Source organism: Mesoflavibacter sp. CH_XMU1422-2, assembly GCF_037029245.1.
GTDB classification, from domain to species: domain Bacteria; phylum Bacteroidota; class Bacteroidia; order Flavobacteriales; family Flavobacteriaceae; genus Mesoflavibacter; species Mesoflavibacter zeaxanthinifaciens.
On sequence record NZ_JAYMEE010000092.1, the window covers coordinates 12,767 to 30,778 of the forward strand.

Genomic DNA, 18,012 nt, shown 5'->3' on the forward strand with positions numbered 1-18,012 from the left:
CAAGGATTTTACTACGTCGCAAACACACCTGATTTATTTCCTAAAAGTCTTGACAAAACCCACTCTATCCATTGTGCGGTGCACGAAAGAAATCAAACAAACACCCCTTAAAATTTAATTACAGTTGAATTGAAAAGGGAAATATTAATCTTTAAATCTTTAGTTATGAGTACGATTAAAAATCACGTACAGTTGATTGGAAACGTTGGTCAAGAGCCAACCATTACGAACCTTGAAAGCGGTAAGAAAGTAGCCCGCTTCTCACTCGCCACGAACGAGTATTACAAAGACAGCAAAGGCGAAAAGCAAACGGACACCAACTGGCATACCGTAGTGGCTTGGGACAAGACCGCTGAAATCGTTGAGAAATATGTTGAAAAAGGCAAGGAAGTAGGAATCACGGGAAAACTAAAAACTCGAAGCTACACAACTGATGATAATGAACAACGCTATGTTACGGAAGTTGTAGCAGATGAAATCCTATTACTTGGAAGCAAAGACGACTAGTAATCCTTAAATGAAAGAGGGCGTTCCTCTGGAAAGTTGCGCCCTCTTTTTTCATTATTCACACTTTAAATAAAATGTACAATGAAATCGAAGATTCACGATTTCAAAATAAAATAATAAACAATGAGTAAAGCACAAGTTAATGAAATAAAAATTAGTTACAAAGGAGGCTTGAAATCTTCTTCGTGGCAAAAAATTTCCAATTCTCAAGATGCGGCTGAACTACTTTTTGAAGATTGGGATAAAGATACAATCGCATTACAAGAAACTTTTAAGGTTGTATTATTAAACAACAGCAATAAGGTAAAAGGCGTGTACCAAATTTCACAAGGGGGCATTACAGGCACCTTAGTTGATGTAAGAATTTTATTTGCAGTCATTTTAAAAACTTTAACGGTAGGGATTATACTAACCCACAATCATCCAAGTGGTAAGTTAATGCCAAGTGAAGCAGATAAGCGATTGACGAACAAGATTAAGAAGGCATCCGAATTGTTCGATATAAAACTTCTTGACCACTTGATACTAATTCCGGATGGGGATTATTATAGTTTTTCGGATAGTGGAATTTTGTAAAACAAATAACTATGGTATATCTCAATTTTACAGACTTGAGCGAAGAGGCTCAAAACCGACTTTTAGAAAATTCTAAAAAAGATGTGGAACGAAAATTTTGGGATGCTATTCGCAAATACGTAAAAGAAAACCATACCAATTTTGAAACAATGATTGAAGAAGAAGCGATACGGAATTTGTATTCTTATAAGTTCGTTTTTAATGTATAATTTTTTAAAATTGATAAATAAGCACCTCTGAAATTTTGGAGGTGTTTTTGTATTTAATTAATCTCAAATCAATAAAAAAACGTATCTTTATTTCGCTGAAATTCAGCATTCAATTTTTATGTAGGGTTATCCATTTTCAACTTTCGCCGATACCCTTACACATCGAAATTTAACATATCGGAAAATTATTTTCCTTGAAAATGGCAATCGGCTTTTTAGCCGGATTGTATGGATTTTTGTCCCGCGAGCGGGACGAAAAGGAATAGCAAGAGGGTAACACGCTTCGCGATGTTTCAGATTCCTTTTCGTTTTTAATTACCTGATTATCAGTTAATTAATTACACTCTAATTTCTTGACAATCAACGATTTGCGACAAACGGGCTGTGAACGCTCATTTTTAGGGAAGATTTTGCGACAAATCGGCGAAATATGGACTCATTTACTGGAATTAGATTTAAAAAAGAAACTGCAAAACGTTTCCAAACATTCTCACGCACATACTTCAAATCGCACACCGAGGCTATGGCTACAATGCTCGATTTTTTCTTCTACAACGAAATTTCACCAAAGGAAAAATTAGGTCCGACAGGACGCACCATCGAAGCCAAACTCTTAAAAAGAATAAATGCGGTTATAGCCATAATGAGGGATGTCGAAAAGACACAAACTAAACCTACCGTAGCTATGATTCAATCTCTTTTTGAAACAGAAGAACCAACTAAAAAGCCGCTAATCGTAGAAAAGAAATATGCTGAAGAAAAGAAAGAAGTGCGCTTTCGTGAAATCGAGTCTACGAGATTCACGACCGAAAGGGAGAGCGAAGCGGTAAAAACAAAACATAAGTAATCAACTCTAATTTTTTAAGCTATGTACATTACAATCACAGCACAAAAATTGGGTACAAATTACTCACAAAGTTCGGCTGATTTTGTGGGCTATCTGGAGAAAGAAAATCAAGGTTTGGAACAACAGGATATGGAACATTTTTTTAATCAATATGGAGATGAGATTTCCGCTGAAGAAGTGGTAAAAGAAATTGATGGGAACACCGCTAAATTGAAAAAGAAAGAACCTAAGTTTTATTCCATTACAGTCAGTCCTTCAAAATATGAACTACGTAAACTTCAAAACAGTAGTCAAGATTTAAAAACCTACACTCGTGAGTTGATGAAGGATTATGTTGCCAGTTTCAATCGTGAAATAAATGGGCGACCAATTACGATAGACGACATAAAATATTTTGCAAAAATCGAACACCAACGCACCTTTAAAGGAACGGATAAGCAGATAAAAGAAAACCAACCTTTCGCTACGAAAATACTTCATCTCAAAACGGATATCCGAAATATTGAAGAAGGACGAGCTGAAGGGAACATCAGAAAACTGCAAAAAGAAATTTCACGATTTGAACGCCTAGCACCACATCACCAAAATGGAAAACGGATTGTCCAGGGAATGGTAAAAGATGGGAACCAAAGTCACATTCATATCATCGTGAGTAGAAAGGATGCTTCCAATTCGGTCAGTCTTTCCCCAGGAAGTAAACATAAAGCTTCGGAAGTTGAAATGCATGGTAAAAACGTAAAACGTGGTTTTGACAGAGATAAATTTTTTGAGAAAGCGGAAAAGACGTTTGACAAGACTTTTGGTTATAAACGCAACTTTGCCGAGACCTATAAGGCACGAAAAGATTTTGTTAAAAACCCCAAGCTCTACTTTGCTGCCTTGATGAAGTTACCAGCTAACGAAAGAGCATTGGCTTTCAAAATGATGACGAAAACGGGATTGTCAATCGTTCCAAGTATTCCTGTTACTCAGGCGCAAATTGCACTTCGTGTTTTCAAACGATTAAGACGTGGTGCAGAAAGAGCAATTAAATCAAGTTCCATCGGAATCTAACACCTATGCAGATAGATAACCTCATAACAATTCTTTCAATTATTGGTTTGTCCAGTGCTGTTTTCTATATGATGTTTCGGATAAGTAGATATGCGTTTCTTTTGAATATGGCAATGCTTTCAATTCTCACATTCTATATTTCGCAAGAGAATGAATTAGTATCGATATTATTGTATTTGGTTTGTCCTCTTATGCTAATTAATACAGGACTGTATGTTTTTCTGCATAAAACTGAAAACGTACAAAATGGAAATACTAAATATCGGGTCAGTTTTTCTACGAATAATGGAAACTTCAAACTAGATAATATTAAACGTGGCGCATCCGTCATCGGATCTGCTGGAAGCGGAAAAACAGAAAGTGTAGTTTATGGATTCTTGAAACATTTTCGGAAAGAAGGCTTTTGCGGAATCATTCACGACTATAAAGATTTTGAATTGACCGAAATGGCATATCCATTGTTTAAGGATAGTAATATCCCGTTTAATGTTATTTCCTTTGATAAAATCATTCATCGAGTGAATCCTATCGCACCACGCTATTTAGAAAACGAAGAAAGCGTAAACGAGGTGTCAAGGGTGTTAATTGAAAACCTTTTGGAACAACGTGAATCAGGAACTACTGGAACAACCAAATTCTTTAACGATGCTGCTGAAGGTTTGATAGGTGGATTGATTTGGAAATTGAAAACAGATTATCCTAAATTCTGTACACTACCACATTTGATAGCAATATACCAGTTATTGGACACGGATAGCCTTATTCAGTTTCTGGAAACCAATACCACATCAAGGGCAATGGCAGATGCTTTTATAAGTGGAAAAGATTCAGACAGGCAAACAGCTGGTGTGAAAAGCACCCTAGCCAATGCCCTTAAACGAATTAGTACACAACGCATTTTTATGGCATTATCCGCAGATGAAGTGCTACTCAATATAAACAATGAGGAAAATCCAGCAGTCATTTCAATAGTCAATAACCCGAAATTTGAAACGTCGTATTCGCCTGTAATTGCAACCATTATTCATACCATTACCAAACAAATGAGTGTGCGAAATTCCAAACCTTCATTTTTGTTGATGGAAGAAGCACCGACCATACGCTTATTGAATATGCATCGTATTCCGGCAACATTACGAAGCTATAACATTGCAACTATTTATGTGATGCAAGACAAAATTCAAAATGATATGATGTATGGCGACAAGGCAAGTAAAGCGATTTTAAGCAATCTTTCCTATCAGTTTTTTGGAAAGGTAAACGATCCAGATACTGCAAAATACTATGAACGCTTTTTTGAAATCATCAAAGATCCAACTAAAAGTATTAGTCGTGGTCATAATCTGGATTTTGATACACGCATAACCACAGGCGAAAAGGAAATTCCGAAGATAAGAGCTGACGTTTTTTTTAGATTAAAGCAAGGTGAGTTTATCACTTATGCTGATGGCAAGGATAAGAAAGTTCAGTTTAAATTGGCTAATATTCAACGAGAGTTGCCAAAGGAATCGAAGCATTTTTCTCAGGAAGATTTAGAGGCTAATTTTGAACGAATTTATGATGAGGCGAAGTCGATATTTGAAACATAAGTGTAATCAAAAAAATAATTATGCTTTATGCCATAACAGAAAGTGTTTTTAAAATCTTAAAGGCCTTTAAATTTTATGTAAATTGTACCACTTAATTAAAACAGCTGAGATTATAATGCGCATAGACATTTCAGGAAAAGTTCGTGAAAAGAAATTAGCCAGTAATAAGGCTTTATTGCCATTGTTTGAAGCTCTTGTTAATTCTATACACGCTATTGAAGAACTCAAGTCAGACAGCCCAGGTCTCATAGAAATAGAAGCTGAAAGGTTGCCTCAAGAGAATTTAGGAAGTGAAATAAATGATTCTGATTTTGAAAAGAAAAACCCAATAATTGCCTTTAAAATAACAGATAATGGTATCGGCTTTAATCCTGAAAACTGGGATTCTTTCAATTTGGCTCATTCAAGTTATAAATATAATAAAGGTGGAAAAGGCATAGGACGAATAACTTGGTTAAGAGCTTTTACTAGCGTAGAAATAGATAGTGTTTATCGTCAGAACGGTCATTTCAATCGTCGCCAATTTGAATTTAAAATCAGCAAAGATGGAGTAGAAAACCCGCGAAATTTTAAAGTAGAATCTTCAAATCCTCAAAGACGTACTTCCGTTTATCTCAAAAATTTAAACGAACGTTTTCAACAGTGGACTAATAGCGATTTAGAAGATATTGCAATTAAAATAATTGAACATTGCTTTAGTTTTTTTAGGGAATCTAATTGTCCAAGAATAATTCTTAAGGACAACAATGATGAAATCGTTGTAAATGATTATTTCAAGAATTACACTCGCAATTCTCTTGACAAAAAAAGTGCAAAAATAAAAGGTCAGAAATTCGACTTTGAGGTGGTTAAAATGTATACTTCTAAGCCTGATAATAAAATACATTATAGAGCTCATCGTCGAGAAGTAATGAATGATAAGTTAACAGACTTTATACCTGAATTAAAGCAGCCTTTGACAGATGACAAAGGAGAAAAGTTTTCATTAGCAGTGTATGTTTCTAGTGATTATTTGGATGATAAAGTTAATGAAGAGCGGACAGAAATATCATTTTCTAAGGCGGATGAATTTTTCCCTGATGAAATAGAAAAAATAGAGGTAAGTGAAAAAGCCGTAGCTATTGTTCGAGAAATATATCAAAAATATATAAGTGTTATAGAACAAGATCGACTTGAAAATATTAGAAAATTTGTAAGTAGGCATCCACGCTATAGGTATTTAGAGAAATATAAACTTAAAGAGTTGAAAAAGATTTCTTCAAATCTAGGTGGTAAAAAATTAGAGATAGAACTTTTTAAACTTCAAAATGACCTTGAGAGAGACGTAAAACGTGAAGCAAACAAAATGTTAGAGTCGATTAAGAAAATTGACCATAAGGCTGCATTTGATAAAACTCATACAGATTTGTACAACAAAATTATTGAAGTTGGGAACTCTAAACTTGCCGAATATGTTGTGCACAGATCTTATATTCTGAAACATTTAACCAAGCATTTAAAAAAATCTAAGAATGACAAATATTCTAAAGAGGAAATTATACACAATCTTATTTTTCCTGTAAAGAAAACATCTGATGAAATTCAATTAGAAGAACACAATTTATGGATAATTGATGAAAGATTAGCTTTTCACGATTATTTGGCATCTGACATACCCTTTACTAGTAACAAAAGAACAGAATCTACTTCATTAAAAAGACCCGATCTTGTCGTATTTAATAAAGCACATTTACTTAATGAAAGTGACAACTATTCTTCAATTGTAATTGTTGAATTTAAAAAACCAATGAGAGACGATTATAGTGAAACTGATAATCCAATAACACAAGTACTTAATTATGTTATTGAAATTCAAGAAAACAACGCTTTAGACTCTAATGGTCGCCCCATAAGTGTACGCAAAGGGACACCTTATTATGCCTATATAATTTCAGATCTAACATCAAAATTAAGAACTCTGGCAAAAAAAGCTGGTTTTACTGCTCATCCAGACAATCAAGGTTTTTTCTCTTACAATAGTAATTTTGAGCTTTATACCGAAATAATAAGTTTTGATAAAATGGTTAAGGATTCAAAAAAGAGAAATCAAATTTTGTTTGATAAACTTAACTTGCCAACTCAATAATATTTAGTTTCCATCAATTCTAAACACTATCTATACCAAACATAAAATATCTGACAAACCATCATTGTCAACTATATCTATTCCAACAATCTTAATATCATTATATTTACTGTTCTATTTTATTTGAATTAATGACCGAAACAAACCGTATAGAATATAAACGAGAGCTTACCGATGGACTTGAAAAAGAGGTCATTGCGTTTCTGAACTACCGGGAGGGTGGTGTTTTATATATTGGTGTTGATAAAGAAGGGAACACTTATGGTTTGGCAGATGCTGATAGCGACCAGTTAAAAATTAAGGACAGACTAAAGAACAATATCCGTCCTTCAGCACTCGGTTTGTTTGATATTGTGAGTGAGGAAAGGGACAGGAAGAACATTCTAAAAATCATTGTAGCCAGCGGTCCAGAAAAACCATATCATCTCAAAAAATATGGGATGAGCGAAAAGGGTTGTTTTATTCGTTTAGGTTCGGCCGCTGAGCCTATGCCACAAAAAATGATAGACGAGCTCTTTGCCAAACGAACTCGAAATTCCATCAGTAAAATTAAAGCAGGTCGGCAAGATTTAAGCTTTAGCCAGTTAAAAATCTACTATGAGGAAGCTGGCTACACTCTTGGTACTGCCTTTGCGAAAAACATGGAACTGCTTACCGAGGATGGTGCATTCAATTATGCCGGCTATCTATTGGCCGACAAGAACAATACCTCTATAAAAGTTGCCAAATATTCAGGAAAGACCCGTACTGACTTAATAGAAAGCAACGAATATGGCCACGAATGTTTAGTAAAGGCTACTAAACAAGTGATAGATAAAATTGCAGTCGAGAACAGAACTGCTACCAAAATCACAGCCAAAGAGCGACAACAAGTCAATCTTTGGCATCCCATCGCTTTGCGTGAGGCAATAATCAATGCCTTTGTGCATAATGACTACACCAATGAGATTACCCCAAAGTTTGAAATCTTTACGGATAGAATTGAAATCACATCGGCAGGTGGTTTACCTGAAGGATTAAGCAAACAAGAGTTTTTCGAAGGCTTTTCAGTCCCACGGAATAAGGAACTGATGCGAATTTTTAAGGATTTGGAACTGGTAGAACAATTAGGTTCTGGCATCCCTCGTATTTTGGAACACTATGGGAAAGAGAGCTTTAGTTTTTCAGATAACTTTCTCAGAATGACATTTATGGCCAAAGAAACTGCTCTTGAAGAAGGTGGTCAAATAAGTAGTGTAATGGGTGGTCTAAAAGGTGGTCAAATAGGTGGTCAAATCGAAAAAACCATAGATGCTATTTCCGAATTAACCCTTAGACAAAAGCAAGTACTGAAATTGATTGCCAAAGATAACCGCATAAGTCGTTCAGGAATAGCAGAAGTCCTACATATAAATGAATCTGCAATTCAGAAGCATCTAAACAACTTAAAGGATGCTGGATATATTGAGCGTCAAGGCGGAACAAGAGGGTATTGGGAAATCAACCTTGACAAAAATTAAAACAAAGCTTCTTTTTTAAAAAGGCCCTTTTTCCCTCGGATCTTTGCTCGTTACCTTCCATTGGTTATTTTCTTTGACTAGCTTAAAGACACCTGACTTTCCATCAAAAGAGGTTTTATATTTTACCCAGGCAATTTCACCTTCAATAGCTTCATCCAAAATCTCTACTTTAATTTCCTTATCAGAATCTGGTATCATATTTTGAACTGTGATTAAACTGGCATATCCATCTGATGTTGTATGCTTTTTTAAAGCTGATTCATCTTTTGAGAAGAAACTTTCAGCAACAATTTGAGCTGTTTCGGTGTGGGACATATTATTATTCCCGGCACAGGAAATAAATAGAAGTACAAGTGAGCAAATAAGTAATCTTTTCATAATATTATTAATTTGGGTTATTGATATATCTATGTGATATATTCAGTTTTATATTTCGTTCGCCATCTTTCTCGTTCAATTCTAAAATTGCCCTACGGTCATTGGACAATGAAAATTTAGGCATTACATAAACAAACCGCACCATTTTTCCTTCTGCAATTTTTGAAGGTAGATAGTGTTTGTAAATAGGTTCTTGATATAAACTCTGTAAAGATTTCTTTTTCCCTTTTTGTCGAGTCTCGATTGAGAGGTTCAAAAAATTCAAATCGTAATCCAACGTAGAATTATTCTCAATCTGGATAACAAAGTAGAGTTCTTCTTTATCAAAAACAACATTCTCAACATTCAAGACAATGCCTTGCATTCGCTTCTTAATCCGACCAATACGTTGGTTTCTGTTAAGAAGATAGGAGCAGAATTTTTGATAATAGTAGGTACTGTTATCTATATTTTTTTCAGAAGTTACAACCTGAATCGAATCGGTTACAATTGGCTTTTCATTCCCAATACTATTTGATAATGGGATAAAATAATTGAGCTTTGACAGATGCTTCTTATATCTTACAATATACGAAAAAATTGCACCATTCCTGTTGACTACCAGTAGATTACTTTCTTTGCCAGGTTTAGCCTGAAGCAGCCCGAAATATTGTTCTTTTTCACGATTATAGCTGAAAACAAAATTATCCGAACCGGTTATGCCCTGTCTAATAGGTTCTGGGAAAAATAACGCAACATTTTTAGTATCGTTTGCATAAATTGTATCTAGTACGTGTGTTGCTTGTGCATTAACTTTCGTAAAAGTTGAAACTGACACAATCAATATTAGGATTATTGTTCTCATAATTTTGGTTTTAGGATTAATCTATAATTGTTCAACACGGTCACTTTTACCCTTCGATTAGAACGCCGAAATACCTGTGTGATTCCGCCCACCTGTGGAACAGTCGGAATATTGATATCGCCAATAACATCATCCAGCACTTCTCTCGTTGCTTCCGCTCTAAAATTATTTTGCACATATATACCTTCGCTACCATCTAACAAATCAAAAGCTTTAAGTTTGGTCGGATGATGCTTAATGTTCTCAATTTCGATTAAGGCACGATTGGGTTGAAAACTTATAAATCCGAAGACTGGTGTATTCTTTGGCATCAGCTTACCATTTATAGTTGCTGATTTGGTAAGGCGCATTCGCAATCTAGTGTTCGCTTTAACAATCTGGTCGCCATCCACGACTACATAAATCGTTTCATCTGTACTGCCAATAATTGAAACTTCATTGGGTTTTGGTGAGGCAGCAAAGAATAATTGATGTTCTAGCCCTAATTCTTTGGCTTGAATTTTTTGCTCTCGTATAATTTCGGTTGAATCGATTTGTTGTGAGCTCTTTTGAGCAACTTTCTTTTGCTCTAAGTTGCGATACTTCTTTTCAGAGTATTGAATTTTACCTGCATTGTATATACTATCCACAATGCGTTTTTTTTCGAGCTCTGGCAAATCAGGATTGTAAAGACCTGTGGAATCCAAAAGTTTTTCATCGTAGATACTGGGTGCGTTATTCTCGCGCACTTCCTTTAAGTCATTGATGGCATCAAGCTTGGAATCGTATTCTTTTTGATTTTCTTCTAAGTCTGGAACTAAGGTCTGTTCAAGGTTTTCATTTTCACTTTCGTCATCGCCCATAATCATTACAGAATAGGAAATCAGGAAAATGAAAATCACAGCCAGTACAGCTGCAAAGACAATTTTATTCTTTTCTACTTTCATAATAGTGATTTTTAAATGCCGATTATCGGCTTAACTTTAATCGTTTAATTTTTTTAAGGTGTTTTCGAAATAGTTTGTAATCAACAAACCGTGCGGATTATTTGGAAAGTTCCTATCAACGGGAATTAGGTTTCCACTAGAAACCAGTTCATAAGTGTCTATTATTGAACCTCTATTTATTTCAAAGACGGTAACCGTTCTAAAGGTGTATGTTCCGTTTTGTTCCCCTATTTGTGAATCTATGCTCAGTACTTTCTGAACGAGCGAATATTGCAATAATCGATTGTAGACGCCATCAGCTTTTTTCTGGCGATATAGATTGTCCACAGAACTATTTCCTAGCCAAAGCGCCTTTTCAAGATTCCGTTCATAATTACTGGCGTCGATATTATAGAAGTAGTTGTGGAATAGGTCCAAATGTGCTAATGCCTCTACATTGAAATTTTCTTTTTGAGTAACGAGCTTCAGCGGAATAATACTACCATCGGTATTGATAGCAAAGGCACTATTAAGGGAATCTTTGTTCGTCTTAAATGCCACCCATAGTGAAAAGGTGCTGGATAGCATTGCAAAAATGACAACTGCCAACACGATAAATCTGTTCAACTTTAAGACATTATATATGTTCTTATATGGTGTTTTCATAATTATATTTTTATCTGCCTTAGGAAGTAAATAATCTTAGGGTAAATGACGTGGCGCGCTTATATAATTTGAATTTTAGAAAAACGATAAAACCAACCGACCCAAGCTGAACCACAGGTGCAAAAAAGCCTTGACCTACATCAGTTCCAAAAAGATTCGTCCAGAAATTCGTATTGATTTCTGTATAGAGTGCATTTACGAATACATTAACCAGAAAGAATGCAGGCACCAACATATAGACCGCAGCGTATAATTTAAAAAAGGTATAGGCAAGTGAACGGAATTTTTCAAAAACCGCAAGACTTATGACCAATGGAAAGAAGGCTTGCATAATACCCAATATAAAATAGCGTTCTGCAAGGAACAGCGGGTAGATGAACAAATCCAATATCCAAAGGATAAGACTAATGATAAATGCAAATATTTTGAATCCGTAAAGTGGTGTGACAAGAGCTTCATATAATAAGGCCATTGCGGCCTGAGCGGCCTCTAAAAAATTTATTTCTTCTTCTATAGGAATATCCTGCATCTGTAACGGCAAAAGTGCTGGCGCGGTACCGCGGTACTGTCCTTCAATAGCGACCAGAATGCCATCGAAAAAACCTAAAATCTGAGTTGAGAAAATGACTATGAGCACTATGGCAAAGTTCTTAGCCAAATCCCCAGGACTCAGCCCCCAAGAATACCCATCCTTATCAGCAATACCCTCATTGTATTTTTTAAGGATATTGACCAGAAAGAACAATACAGCGAGCGTTTTCATTCCAGCAATAGTGTATTGCGAGAAGCTACTATTCTGAATAGTTTGAAAAACAGTATCGATATATTCTAGTCCGATTGACATTATCTCTCTTTAATAGGTGGTTTCTCGATTGTTCACTTTATCCTGCATTTTTCTAAAAGAAATGATATCGCGATAGCGTTTTGTTTTTGTGTTGATAATCGAAACCATTTCCTTAGATTCTTTCTCTTTCTGTTTTAAAACTTCAGCGCGTTCAGCATCAGACATTTTAAGATTATCGCTGGATAAGATTTCACTCATAAAATCAACCGTGTCCAAAGAGTTTTGGACTATGGCTTCAAATGATTCCGCAACTCGTGTTACTTCCCCTGGTTTGATATAAGGCGAGTTTAAAATATCCTGCAAATCGTTTTGCATTATATTGATAAGGCGTTGATTGTTCTGTGCAATTTCCTCAACTGCTCTAAGCTGTTGAACAACACTAGATACTTTCTCTATAGCTTCCTTTGCATCTTTCAAAAACTTTACGGACTTTATAAGTTGAGAGGTCTGTTTTGCCGATTCTACAAGCGATTTAACCAAACTAATAAAGTTGGTATTGTCATAAACTGGCATGCCCTGAGCGGTAGCGCCACTAGGTAATAAAAGGGCAACCATTAAGAATAGCCCGAACAAGAATGTTTTGATTTTTGTTTTACTCATTGCTGAATATTTCTTCTGGTATTCGTGAATCTTCGATTTCATAATATTATGTTTTAGATGTGAATTGAATGATTGCTTTTTCCATATCGTGATGCTCGTTGTAGAGCTTCATTATTTCTTCATTTTCTTGTCCATCTGTCAGATAAGCTGCATACACCTCTTTAGGAACTTCAAGCCTAAAAATGTTGCTTTCCCTACCTATTTTGATAAACATTTCGGTGTATTTTCGTGGTCCGGTAAGATTATTCTTGATGGATTTTAATTGGTTCAGGTCGTGACTTGAGAGGTTGAGCCTTTTGACCAATTCGTCATAGCCTTTTTCGTTGTTAAGGCTGTAAATGACCTGCGTATTCTCTAATATGCTAGCTGATGTTGAGTTATTGGGAAGCTGGTTTATGGATTGAAGAATAATCCCAATCGCACCATTTTGTTTACGAATGGCTTGGTAGTAGAATTCTACACTTTCAAGTACGTTGTCAAACTTTAATTGTTTTGCAAACTCATCGAAAAGGATGATGCCTTTTTCAGCACGATTCTTCCAAATGGTTCTTTGGATAGCCGATTTTATCAGCTTCAGCATTACGGACAGAATTTCCTTGTTATCCTTGACTTCATCCAGTTCAAAAACAATTAGGCGTTTGTCCTCAATTTTATAGGTCTGGTCTTCGCTTACTTCAAAGAGGAAGCTATATAGACCATCGCCGACATATTCGGACATTACGTGCAAAAAGCTAGTAATATTGAAATAGTCGGGATGGATTTTTAAGGTGTTCAGAAGGTCTTTCTGATTCCTCTCTATAAAGTTGCAAAAACCATCTAGCGAATGATTTTCTGATGTACTGTTGTAATAGTGGCGCAATATCTTTTTAACCGAAACTGATTGTGCCTTGGACACTTTTAAATCTGAAGCGAACAATTCAAATAAGAATACCGATAAGTCTTCCAAACGTTCAGGTGTGAGGTCATTTGCATCACTAATGTAAAAAGGATTGATACCTAAGTTTTTCCCACTCTCGTAACGAAGCACCGTATATTTTTCAGGATAGAGTTTGGCAAACTTGGTGTAGGATCCACCCAAATCTATTATGACCAATCGCACACCACTTTCAAAATATTGGCGTAAAATATTATTGGCTAAAAATGATTTACCCTCGCCCGTTGGCGCAAAAATGGCAAAGTTGCGTGCCTTGATACGCTTCTTGCGCTCGTCCCAAACATCCTTTAGAACTGGAACGTTATGTTCCCTGTCATTAAAGATAATTCCAGTAGCATCCGAGTTGTAGTTAGCATTATTAATAAACAAGCATAGGGCGTGTTTTAAATCCGTTACATATAAATCGTTATTTGAAAAGTTTGAAGAAAAACAGCAGTAACTATTTAGTATATAGTTCTTCCGTTCCTCACCTCTTGGATAATATGGGATAATATCCAGTTCCTTAAATTCAGTTTTGATTTTAGAACCGATTCGGCTTAAATTTTCTGGGTTTTTATCCCAGTACACTATGTTTAAATGACCACGTATAATACGTGCATTATCATCGGCATTGATTTGGTCAAGAATGTGTTGAATTTTACCTAGTACGACTTTGTTCTGTGAACCGAAGTTGGAACTTTTATTGAGTTCCTCGACTTTCTTATCGAGCAGCTTTCGCCACTTTTGTTTGTCATCTAAATAGAGGATTTGATTAACAATGTGGTTCTCATTAAGCGTAAGCCCTAAACCATCAATAAACCCTTGATGAAACACAAAATCGTCAGAAGTGAATTTCTCATTGGTCTTGCTACTCTGTACACTTTCGCCAAAGCACAGTTCGCTATTGATGGCCAGGGCATCAAAATGGTTTTCGCCAATATTGACGCTTTTCTTATCTAATATGATATCCGTATCAAACCCTTCGTTAAAGCCATTGAAATAACCATTTGTGAGTTGTTGAATGTCTTTTGCGTTAAGCGGAAGAAAATTCATTTTTCGGCTATTGTTTATAAAGGAAATAGAATCACTAACAGAGCCGATGAAGCGCTGCACGTTATCATCTAGCTGTTGAACAATTCCTTTGGAAACTTTACGGAAAGGATTGACATATTTTGAATTGTTCAGCGCTTTGTTCTTTGTGAGCATAAAGAATAAAAAGCAACGATGTTCCATATAGTTGCGCCCTTTGAAGTGGTCGTGGGTTGCTTTTTCTAAAAAAGTTGTATTCGGAAGTGCTTCTGAAGTATATAACTTTTTAAGGTAGATATCCTGCTTTTGCACTACCGTACCAATGGGCAATGATTTTAAAGCCTGAAACCAAGCACCGTGTATATCTTCAAAGTCTTTTTCTGATAGGGAATAAATTTCTGGTAGCGTTCCTTCATAGCATAGGACAACATTGCCATTATTGGCAAATATGATATTGTCCTGAATATCCGTAATAGGGTTATATGCTGAAAGATTAATTTTGTTCATAATCGAAGCCAGAGTTTCTTTTATTACTTATTATTCTAGGGAAGGCTTTAGCCATCTGAAATATTTGCGGGTTATGCGTTATTCTAGTTAAGGCTACGTACAAGGCAGCATTAAAAACGAGTATGCCAATTATTATCCCAAAGCTGAAAGAGAAGATGATAATGAGTAGCGAAGCTAAAATGGAAACCATCATTAGAGCGAATAGGGAAATAGGCAGCCCAAAAATGACCGCCCTTTTCCTAATATTTTTATAGACCTCGAATTTCTTCATACAGCTTTTCTAATAAAGCCCTCGATGAGGGTTCATTTATACTACGATTCCTATTAAGTATGTGAAGATGCCGACAACTGCACCAGCAATCAAAACAAACACAAGTACTCTGGTAATACCTTTTTTAAGGTCCGCATTTTCCCCAAAGAAATGCCCTGCATTAAACAGGAAGCCAACTAGGAAAATGACACCCAATAAAATTGGAAAAATGGTTCTGATGGTATCGCCAACATCATTAACTGAATCTTCTATACCACCAATTTGAGCAAAAAGTGATGTTGAGAGCAACGATAAAAAAGTTGCTAAGTAGATTGATTTTTTCATAATAAAACTGTTTAGATTTTTTATTCATTTTCTCTTTCTGAAATTTACATATATTTGTACATAAATAACTGAAAATCAAATATTTGTGAATAAAATATTATTTGAAATCAATTGAATTTAATTGCTATGATTTGGTATCAAATTCTATGAGATTTTGAAAGAAAGTTGTTGATAACCCGAAAATTGAAAATGAAAAAAGTGCTCAAAAACGTCAGTTTTGTCTTTTTGCTTCTAAAAATGTGTGTCGTTTTTGGACAAGAATTGAGTACTCAAAAACAAATTGTAATTGACGTTGGACACGGTGGAAAAGATTCCGGTGCGATAGGTATAAATAAAATCCAAGAAAAGGATATTGTATTGAATATCGCAAATGCGATTTTGAAGCTGAATGACGAATCGGATACCCCTTTGGATATTTATTTGACCAGGTATTCTGATACACTCATTTCTTTATCGGACAGGACTAAGCTGGCCAAAGCTCTTAAAGCAGATTTGTTTGTGTCTTTACATTGTAATCATTCGGATAATTCTTATGCTAGAGGAATAGAAGTTTATGCTTCAAGAAAGCAAACAAATTATTCAAAAGCATCTATTTATATAGGTTATCAAATTGAAAAGATGCTTTGCAAGGTTATAGGATATGAGGGCAGAGGTGTAAAGTTTGCAAATTTTCAAGTGCTGAAAGAAACAACCGGTCATTGTGTTTCTGTTCTCTTGGAACTAGGTTTCTTATCCAATAATGACGAAAGTGGTTATTTGTCAAATTCTGCAAATATAAAATTGATAGCATTTGCTATTTTATTATCCATACAAAAACAATAGTATTATGAAAGATATTTTTTTAGAATTAACCAAAAGTTTAAAAGAGATAGTAGTACAATTTATCTCAGAAGTGATTCTCTTATATAAAACATTTAGAAGCTAGATTACTTACGCTTATCACTAGCAGCTTTATCAAAAGCAATTAAATTAAACAGTTCCCGCATTCTGCTACGAACACGATTTCCGTAGCGTTCTTCAAGTTCTTCAGCATTTAGATTTGTGGTAGCGTGAGTTTTGATTTTGTGTTTGGTATCGAGATAGAGTTCATATCTGGATAAGAGCACTTCGCCCATTACGTTCAAGTCTTTTCCATAAAACCGTCCAGCTGGTTCAACGCCCAAATCATCAAAACAATAGAATTTAGTATTGCCGTATTCTTCAATCGTTTTAAAGCCAAGGTGGTTAAAACCAAAAGTTACATTCCGGCAGGGAATCATTTCGTAAGGACGTTGTAATGGAACGATATGTCGTAGCAATTTCATAAGGGTAGTTTTACCACATCCAACAGGTCCAGAAAGTAAAATACCTTTGTCAATGTCAATACCGTAAGTAGCACAGTTCTCTTTATCCTTAATGAAGTATGAACAAAGTTTAAGCAGTATGTTTTTATCCTCTTCATAGATTCTGAATTTCTTGCCAAACAATAGTTTTCCTTTTGCATTCAGGTAAATTAAAATTTTTGGAAAGTCATAGACAACGCTTTTGCCGTCAAATTTTCCTAGCGAATATTCCACGCCACCTTCGATAATTTTAGAGGGGTTGTCCATAATCTTTGTTTTTAGTGGTTCGCAAGTTGTCCTTGATTTGGGACGCTTGTTTTTTGTTTAATTTGTTTTCCTCATCAAATAATTCCGTTCTGTCCATCCAATTCGTAGCCAAAGCCCGCCAATCGCGAATTGTCTTACCATCGCTCGTTTGCCAATTCCTAGTTTCATAATGCTCGTAGAATTTTTTTCCTTCATCAGCATTAAAACCTTTTTCAATAAAAAAATCAATTACGGCCTGCCAGCCCTTTGGTTGTTTTGTATAGTTTTCTTGTTTGATATTGTTTGTAGTAGATACCAATGCTTGTCCACCTATGGGACGGTGTGGGTCTACAACCTGTCCATTTATGGGATGGTGCTGTCCCACAACTGGTTCACGTATGGGATAGTACTGTTCCGCAAGCTGTTCTAATGTGGGATTGTACCGTCCCATATCAGGTTCATCACTTGTCCCAATAATGGACATCTTGATTTTACTGCCCTTGTATGGATTGTTAGATGGGAAATAGGATAGATAAAGCCACGAGTCCAAATCAGTAACACAACGATGGTAAGTGGATTTTGAGCCTATTTTAGCACAACGCATTACATCCCTACGGTTCACATAAAATTCGTCTGCAAAGCGACTGCTGTTCCATTCTTGGAACAATGCCATATACAGACTGATATGGGTAGGATTTAGGCGGTCATCAAAATAGAACTTTTCAAAAGCCGCATTGAGTAGCTTTATATAGTTCATT

The 18,012-nt window shown here is 35.5% G+C and carries 19 protein-coding genes; 9 read left to right on the plus strand and 10 right to left on the minus strand.

Features of this window, described 5'->3' with window-relative positions; all coding sequences use genetic code 11:
- Positions 1-165: 165 nt before the first annotated feature.
- From WA340_RS12925 to WA340_RS12960, 8 genes are all read left to right on the plus strand, one after another.
- On the plus strand, positions 166-507 hold the full coding sequence (locus tag WA340_RS12925; RefSeq protein ID WP_336129394.1) for a single-stranded DNA-binding protein: 342 nt from the start codon (positions 166-168) through the stop codon (positions 505-507).
- Between the two features lie 123 nt (positions 508-630).
- Positions 631-1,083 (plus strand): JAB domain-containing protein, encoded by a 453-nt coding sequence (locus WA340_RS12930; RefSeq protein ID WP_336129395.1) that lies wholly within the window; start codon positions 631-633, stop codon positions 1,081-1,083.
- An 11-nt stretch (positions 1,084-1,094) separates the two neighbouring features.
- Positions 1,095-1,292 (plus strand): hypothetical protein, encoded by a 198-nt coding sequence (locus WA340_RS12935; RefSeq protein WP_336129396.1) that lies wholly within the window; start codon positions 1,095-1,097, stop codon positions 1,290-1,292.
- Positions 1,293-1,722: 430 nt separating this feature from the next.
- Positions 1,723-2,139, plus strand: a complete 417-nt coding sequence (locus tag WA340_RS12940; RefSeq protein WP_336129397.1) for a BfmA/BtgA family mobilization protein — start codon at positions 1,723-1,725, stop codon at positions 2,137-2,139.
- Between the two features lie 21 nt (positions 2,140-2,160).
- Positions 2,161-3,192, plus strand: a complete 1,032-nt coding sequence (gene mobB / locus WA340_RS12945) for a MobB family relaxase (protein ID WP_336129398.1) — start codon at positions 2,161-2,163, stop codon at positions 3,190-3,192.
- 5 nt (positions 3,193-3,197) lie between these two features.
- Entirely contained in the window at positions 3,198-4,781 is a 1,584-nt protein-coding gene (locus WA340_RS12950; RefSeq protein WP_336129399.1) for a type IV secretory system conjugative DNA transfer family protein, read from the plus strand.
- A 115-nt stretch (positions 4,782-4,896) separates the two neighbouring features.
- Positions 4,897-6,906 carry a hypothetical protein gene (locus WA340_RS12955; protein ID WP_336129400.1) on the plus strand — a complete coding sequence of 670 codons (2,010 nt, stop codon included), beginning with the start codon at positions 4,897-4,899 and terminating at the stop codon, positions 6,904-6,906.
- Positions 6,907-7,037: 131 nt separating this feature from the next.
- Positions 7,038-8,405: an RNA-binding domain-containing protein gene (locus WA340_RS12960; protein ID WP_336129401.1), complete on the plus strand. Its 1,368-nt coding sequence runs from the start codon at positions 7,038-7,040 to the stop codon at positions 8,403-8,405.
- Positions 8,406-8,420: 15 nt separating this feature from the next.
- On the opposite strand, the gene WA340_RS12965 is transcribed toward WA340_RS12960, so the two are convergent.
- From WA340_RS12965 to WA340_RS13005, 8 genes are all read right to left on the minus strand, one after another.
- Positions 8,421-8,783, minus strand: coding sequence for a hypothetical protein (locus WA340_RS12965; protein WP_166966852.1), 363 nt, complete (start codon positions 8,781-8,783; stop codon positions 8,421-8,423).
- 7 nt (positions 8,784-8,790) lie between these two features.
- Positions 8,791-9,627 (minus strand): DUF4138 domain-containing protein, encoded by an 837-nt coding sequence (locus WA340_RS12970; protein ID WP_336129402.1) that lies wholly within the window; start codon positions 9,625-9,627, stop codon positions 8,791-8,793.
- Positions 9,624-10,553, minus strand: a complete 930-nt coding sequence (traM, locus tag WA340_RS12975; protein WP_336129403.1) for a conjugative transposon protein TraM — start codon at positions 10,551-10,553, stop codon at positions 9,624-9,626. The genes WA340_RS12970 and traM overlap by 4 nt, the downstream gene beginning before the upstream one ends.
- Before the next feature lie 36 nt (positions 10,554-10,589).
- Entirely contained in the window at positions 10,590-11,198 is a 609-nt protein-coding gene (locus WA340_RS12980; RefSeq protein WP_336129404.1) for a conjugal transfer protein TraK, read from the minus strand.
- Between the two features lie 19 nt (positions 11,199-11,217).
- Positions 11,218-12,042: a hypothetical protein gene (locus WA340_RS12985; protein WP_336129405.1), complete on the minus strand. Its 825-nt coding sequence runs from the start codon at positions 12,040-12,042 to the stop codon at positions 11,218-11,220.
- A 9-nt stretch (positions 12,043-12,051) separates the two neighbouring features.
- Positions 12,052-12,684, minus strand: coding sequence for a conjugal transfer protein (locus WA340_RS12990; RefSeq protein ID WP_442920777.1), 633 nt, complete (start codon positions 12,682-12,684; stop codon positions 12,052-12,054).
- 4 nt (positions 12,685-12,688) lie between these two features.
- A complete protein-coding gene (locus WA340_RS12995; RefSeq protein ID WP_336129406.1) occupies positions 12,689-15,091 on the minus strand; it encodes a TraG family conjugative transposon ATPase in 2,403 nt (800 codons plus the stop codon).
- A gap of 307 nt (positions 15,092-15,398) precedes the next feature.
- Positions 15,399-15,686 carry a hypothetical protein gene (locus WA340_RS13005; RefSeq protein WP_073243663.1) on the minus strand — a complete coding sequence of 96 codons (288 nt, stop codon included), beginning with the start codon at positions 15,684-15,686 and terminating at the stop codon, positions 15,399-15,401.
- A 189-nt stretch (positions 15,687-15,875) separates the two neighbouring features.
- On the opposite strand from WA340_RS13005, the gene WA340_RS13010 reads away from it, so the two are divergent.
- Positions 15,876-16,508: an N-acetylmuramoyl-L-alanine amidase family protein gene (locus WA340_RS13010; RefSeq protein WP_336129408.1), complete on the plus strand. Its 633-nt coding sequence runs from the start codon at positions 15,876-15,878 to the stop codon at positions 16,506-16,508.
- Between the two features lie 104 nt (positions 16,509-16,612).
- Here WA340_RS13010 and WA340_RS13015 read toward each other — a convergent pair whose 3' ends face one another.
- Both WA340_RS13015 and WA340_RS13020 read right to left on the minus strand, forming a co-directional pair.
- Positions 16,613-17,275 (minus strand): ATPase, encoded by a 663-nt coding sequence (locus tag WA340_RS13015; protein WP_166966866.1) that lies wholly within the window; start codon positions 17,273-17,275, stop codon positions 16,613-16,615.
- Positions 17,259-18,011 (minus strand): hypothetical protein, encoded by a 753-nt coding sequence (locus WA340_RS13020; protein ID WP_336129409.1) that lies wholly within the window; start codon positions 18,009-18,011, stop codon positions 17,259-17,261. The genes WA340_RS13015 and WA340_RS13020 overlap by 17 nt, the downstream gene beginning before the upstream one ends.
- Position 18,012: the final 1 nt, after the last annotated feature.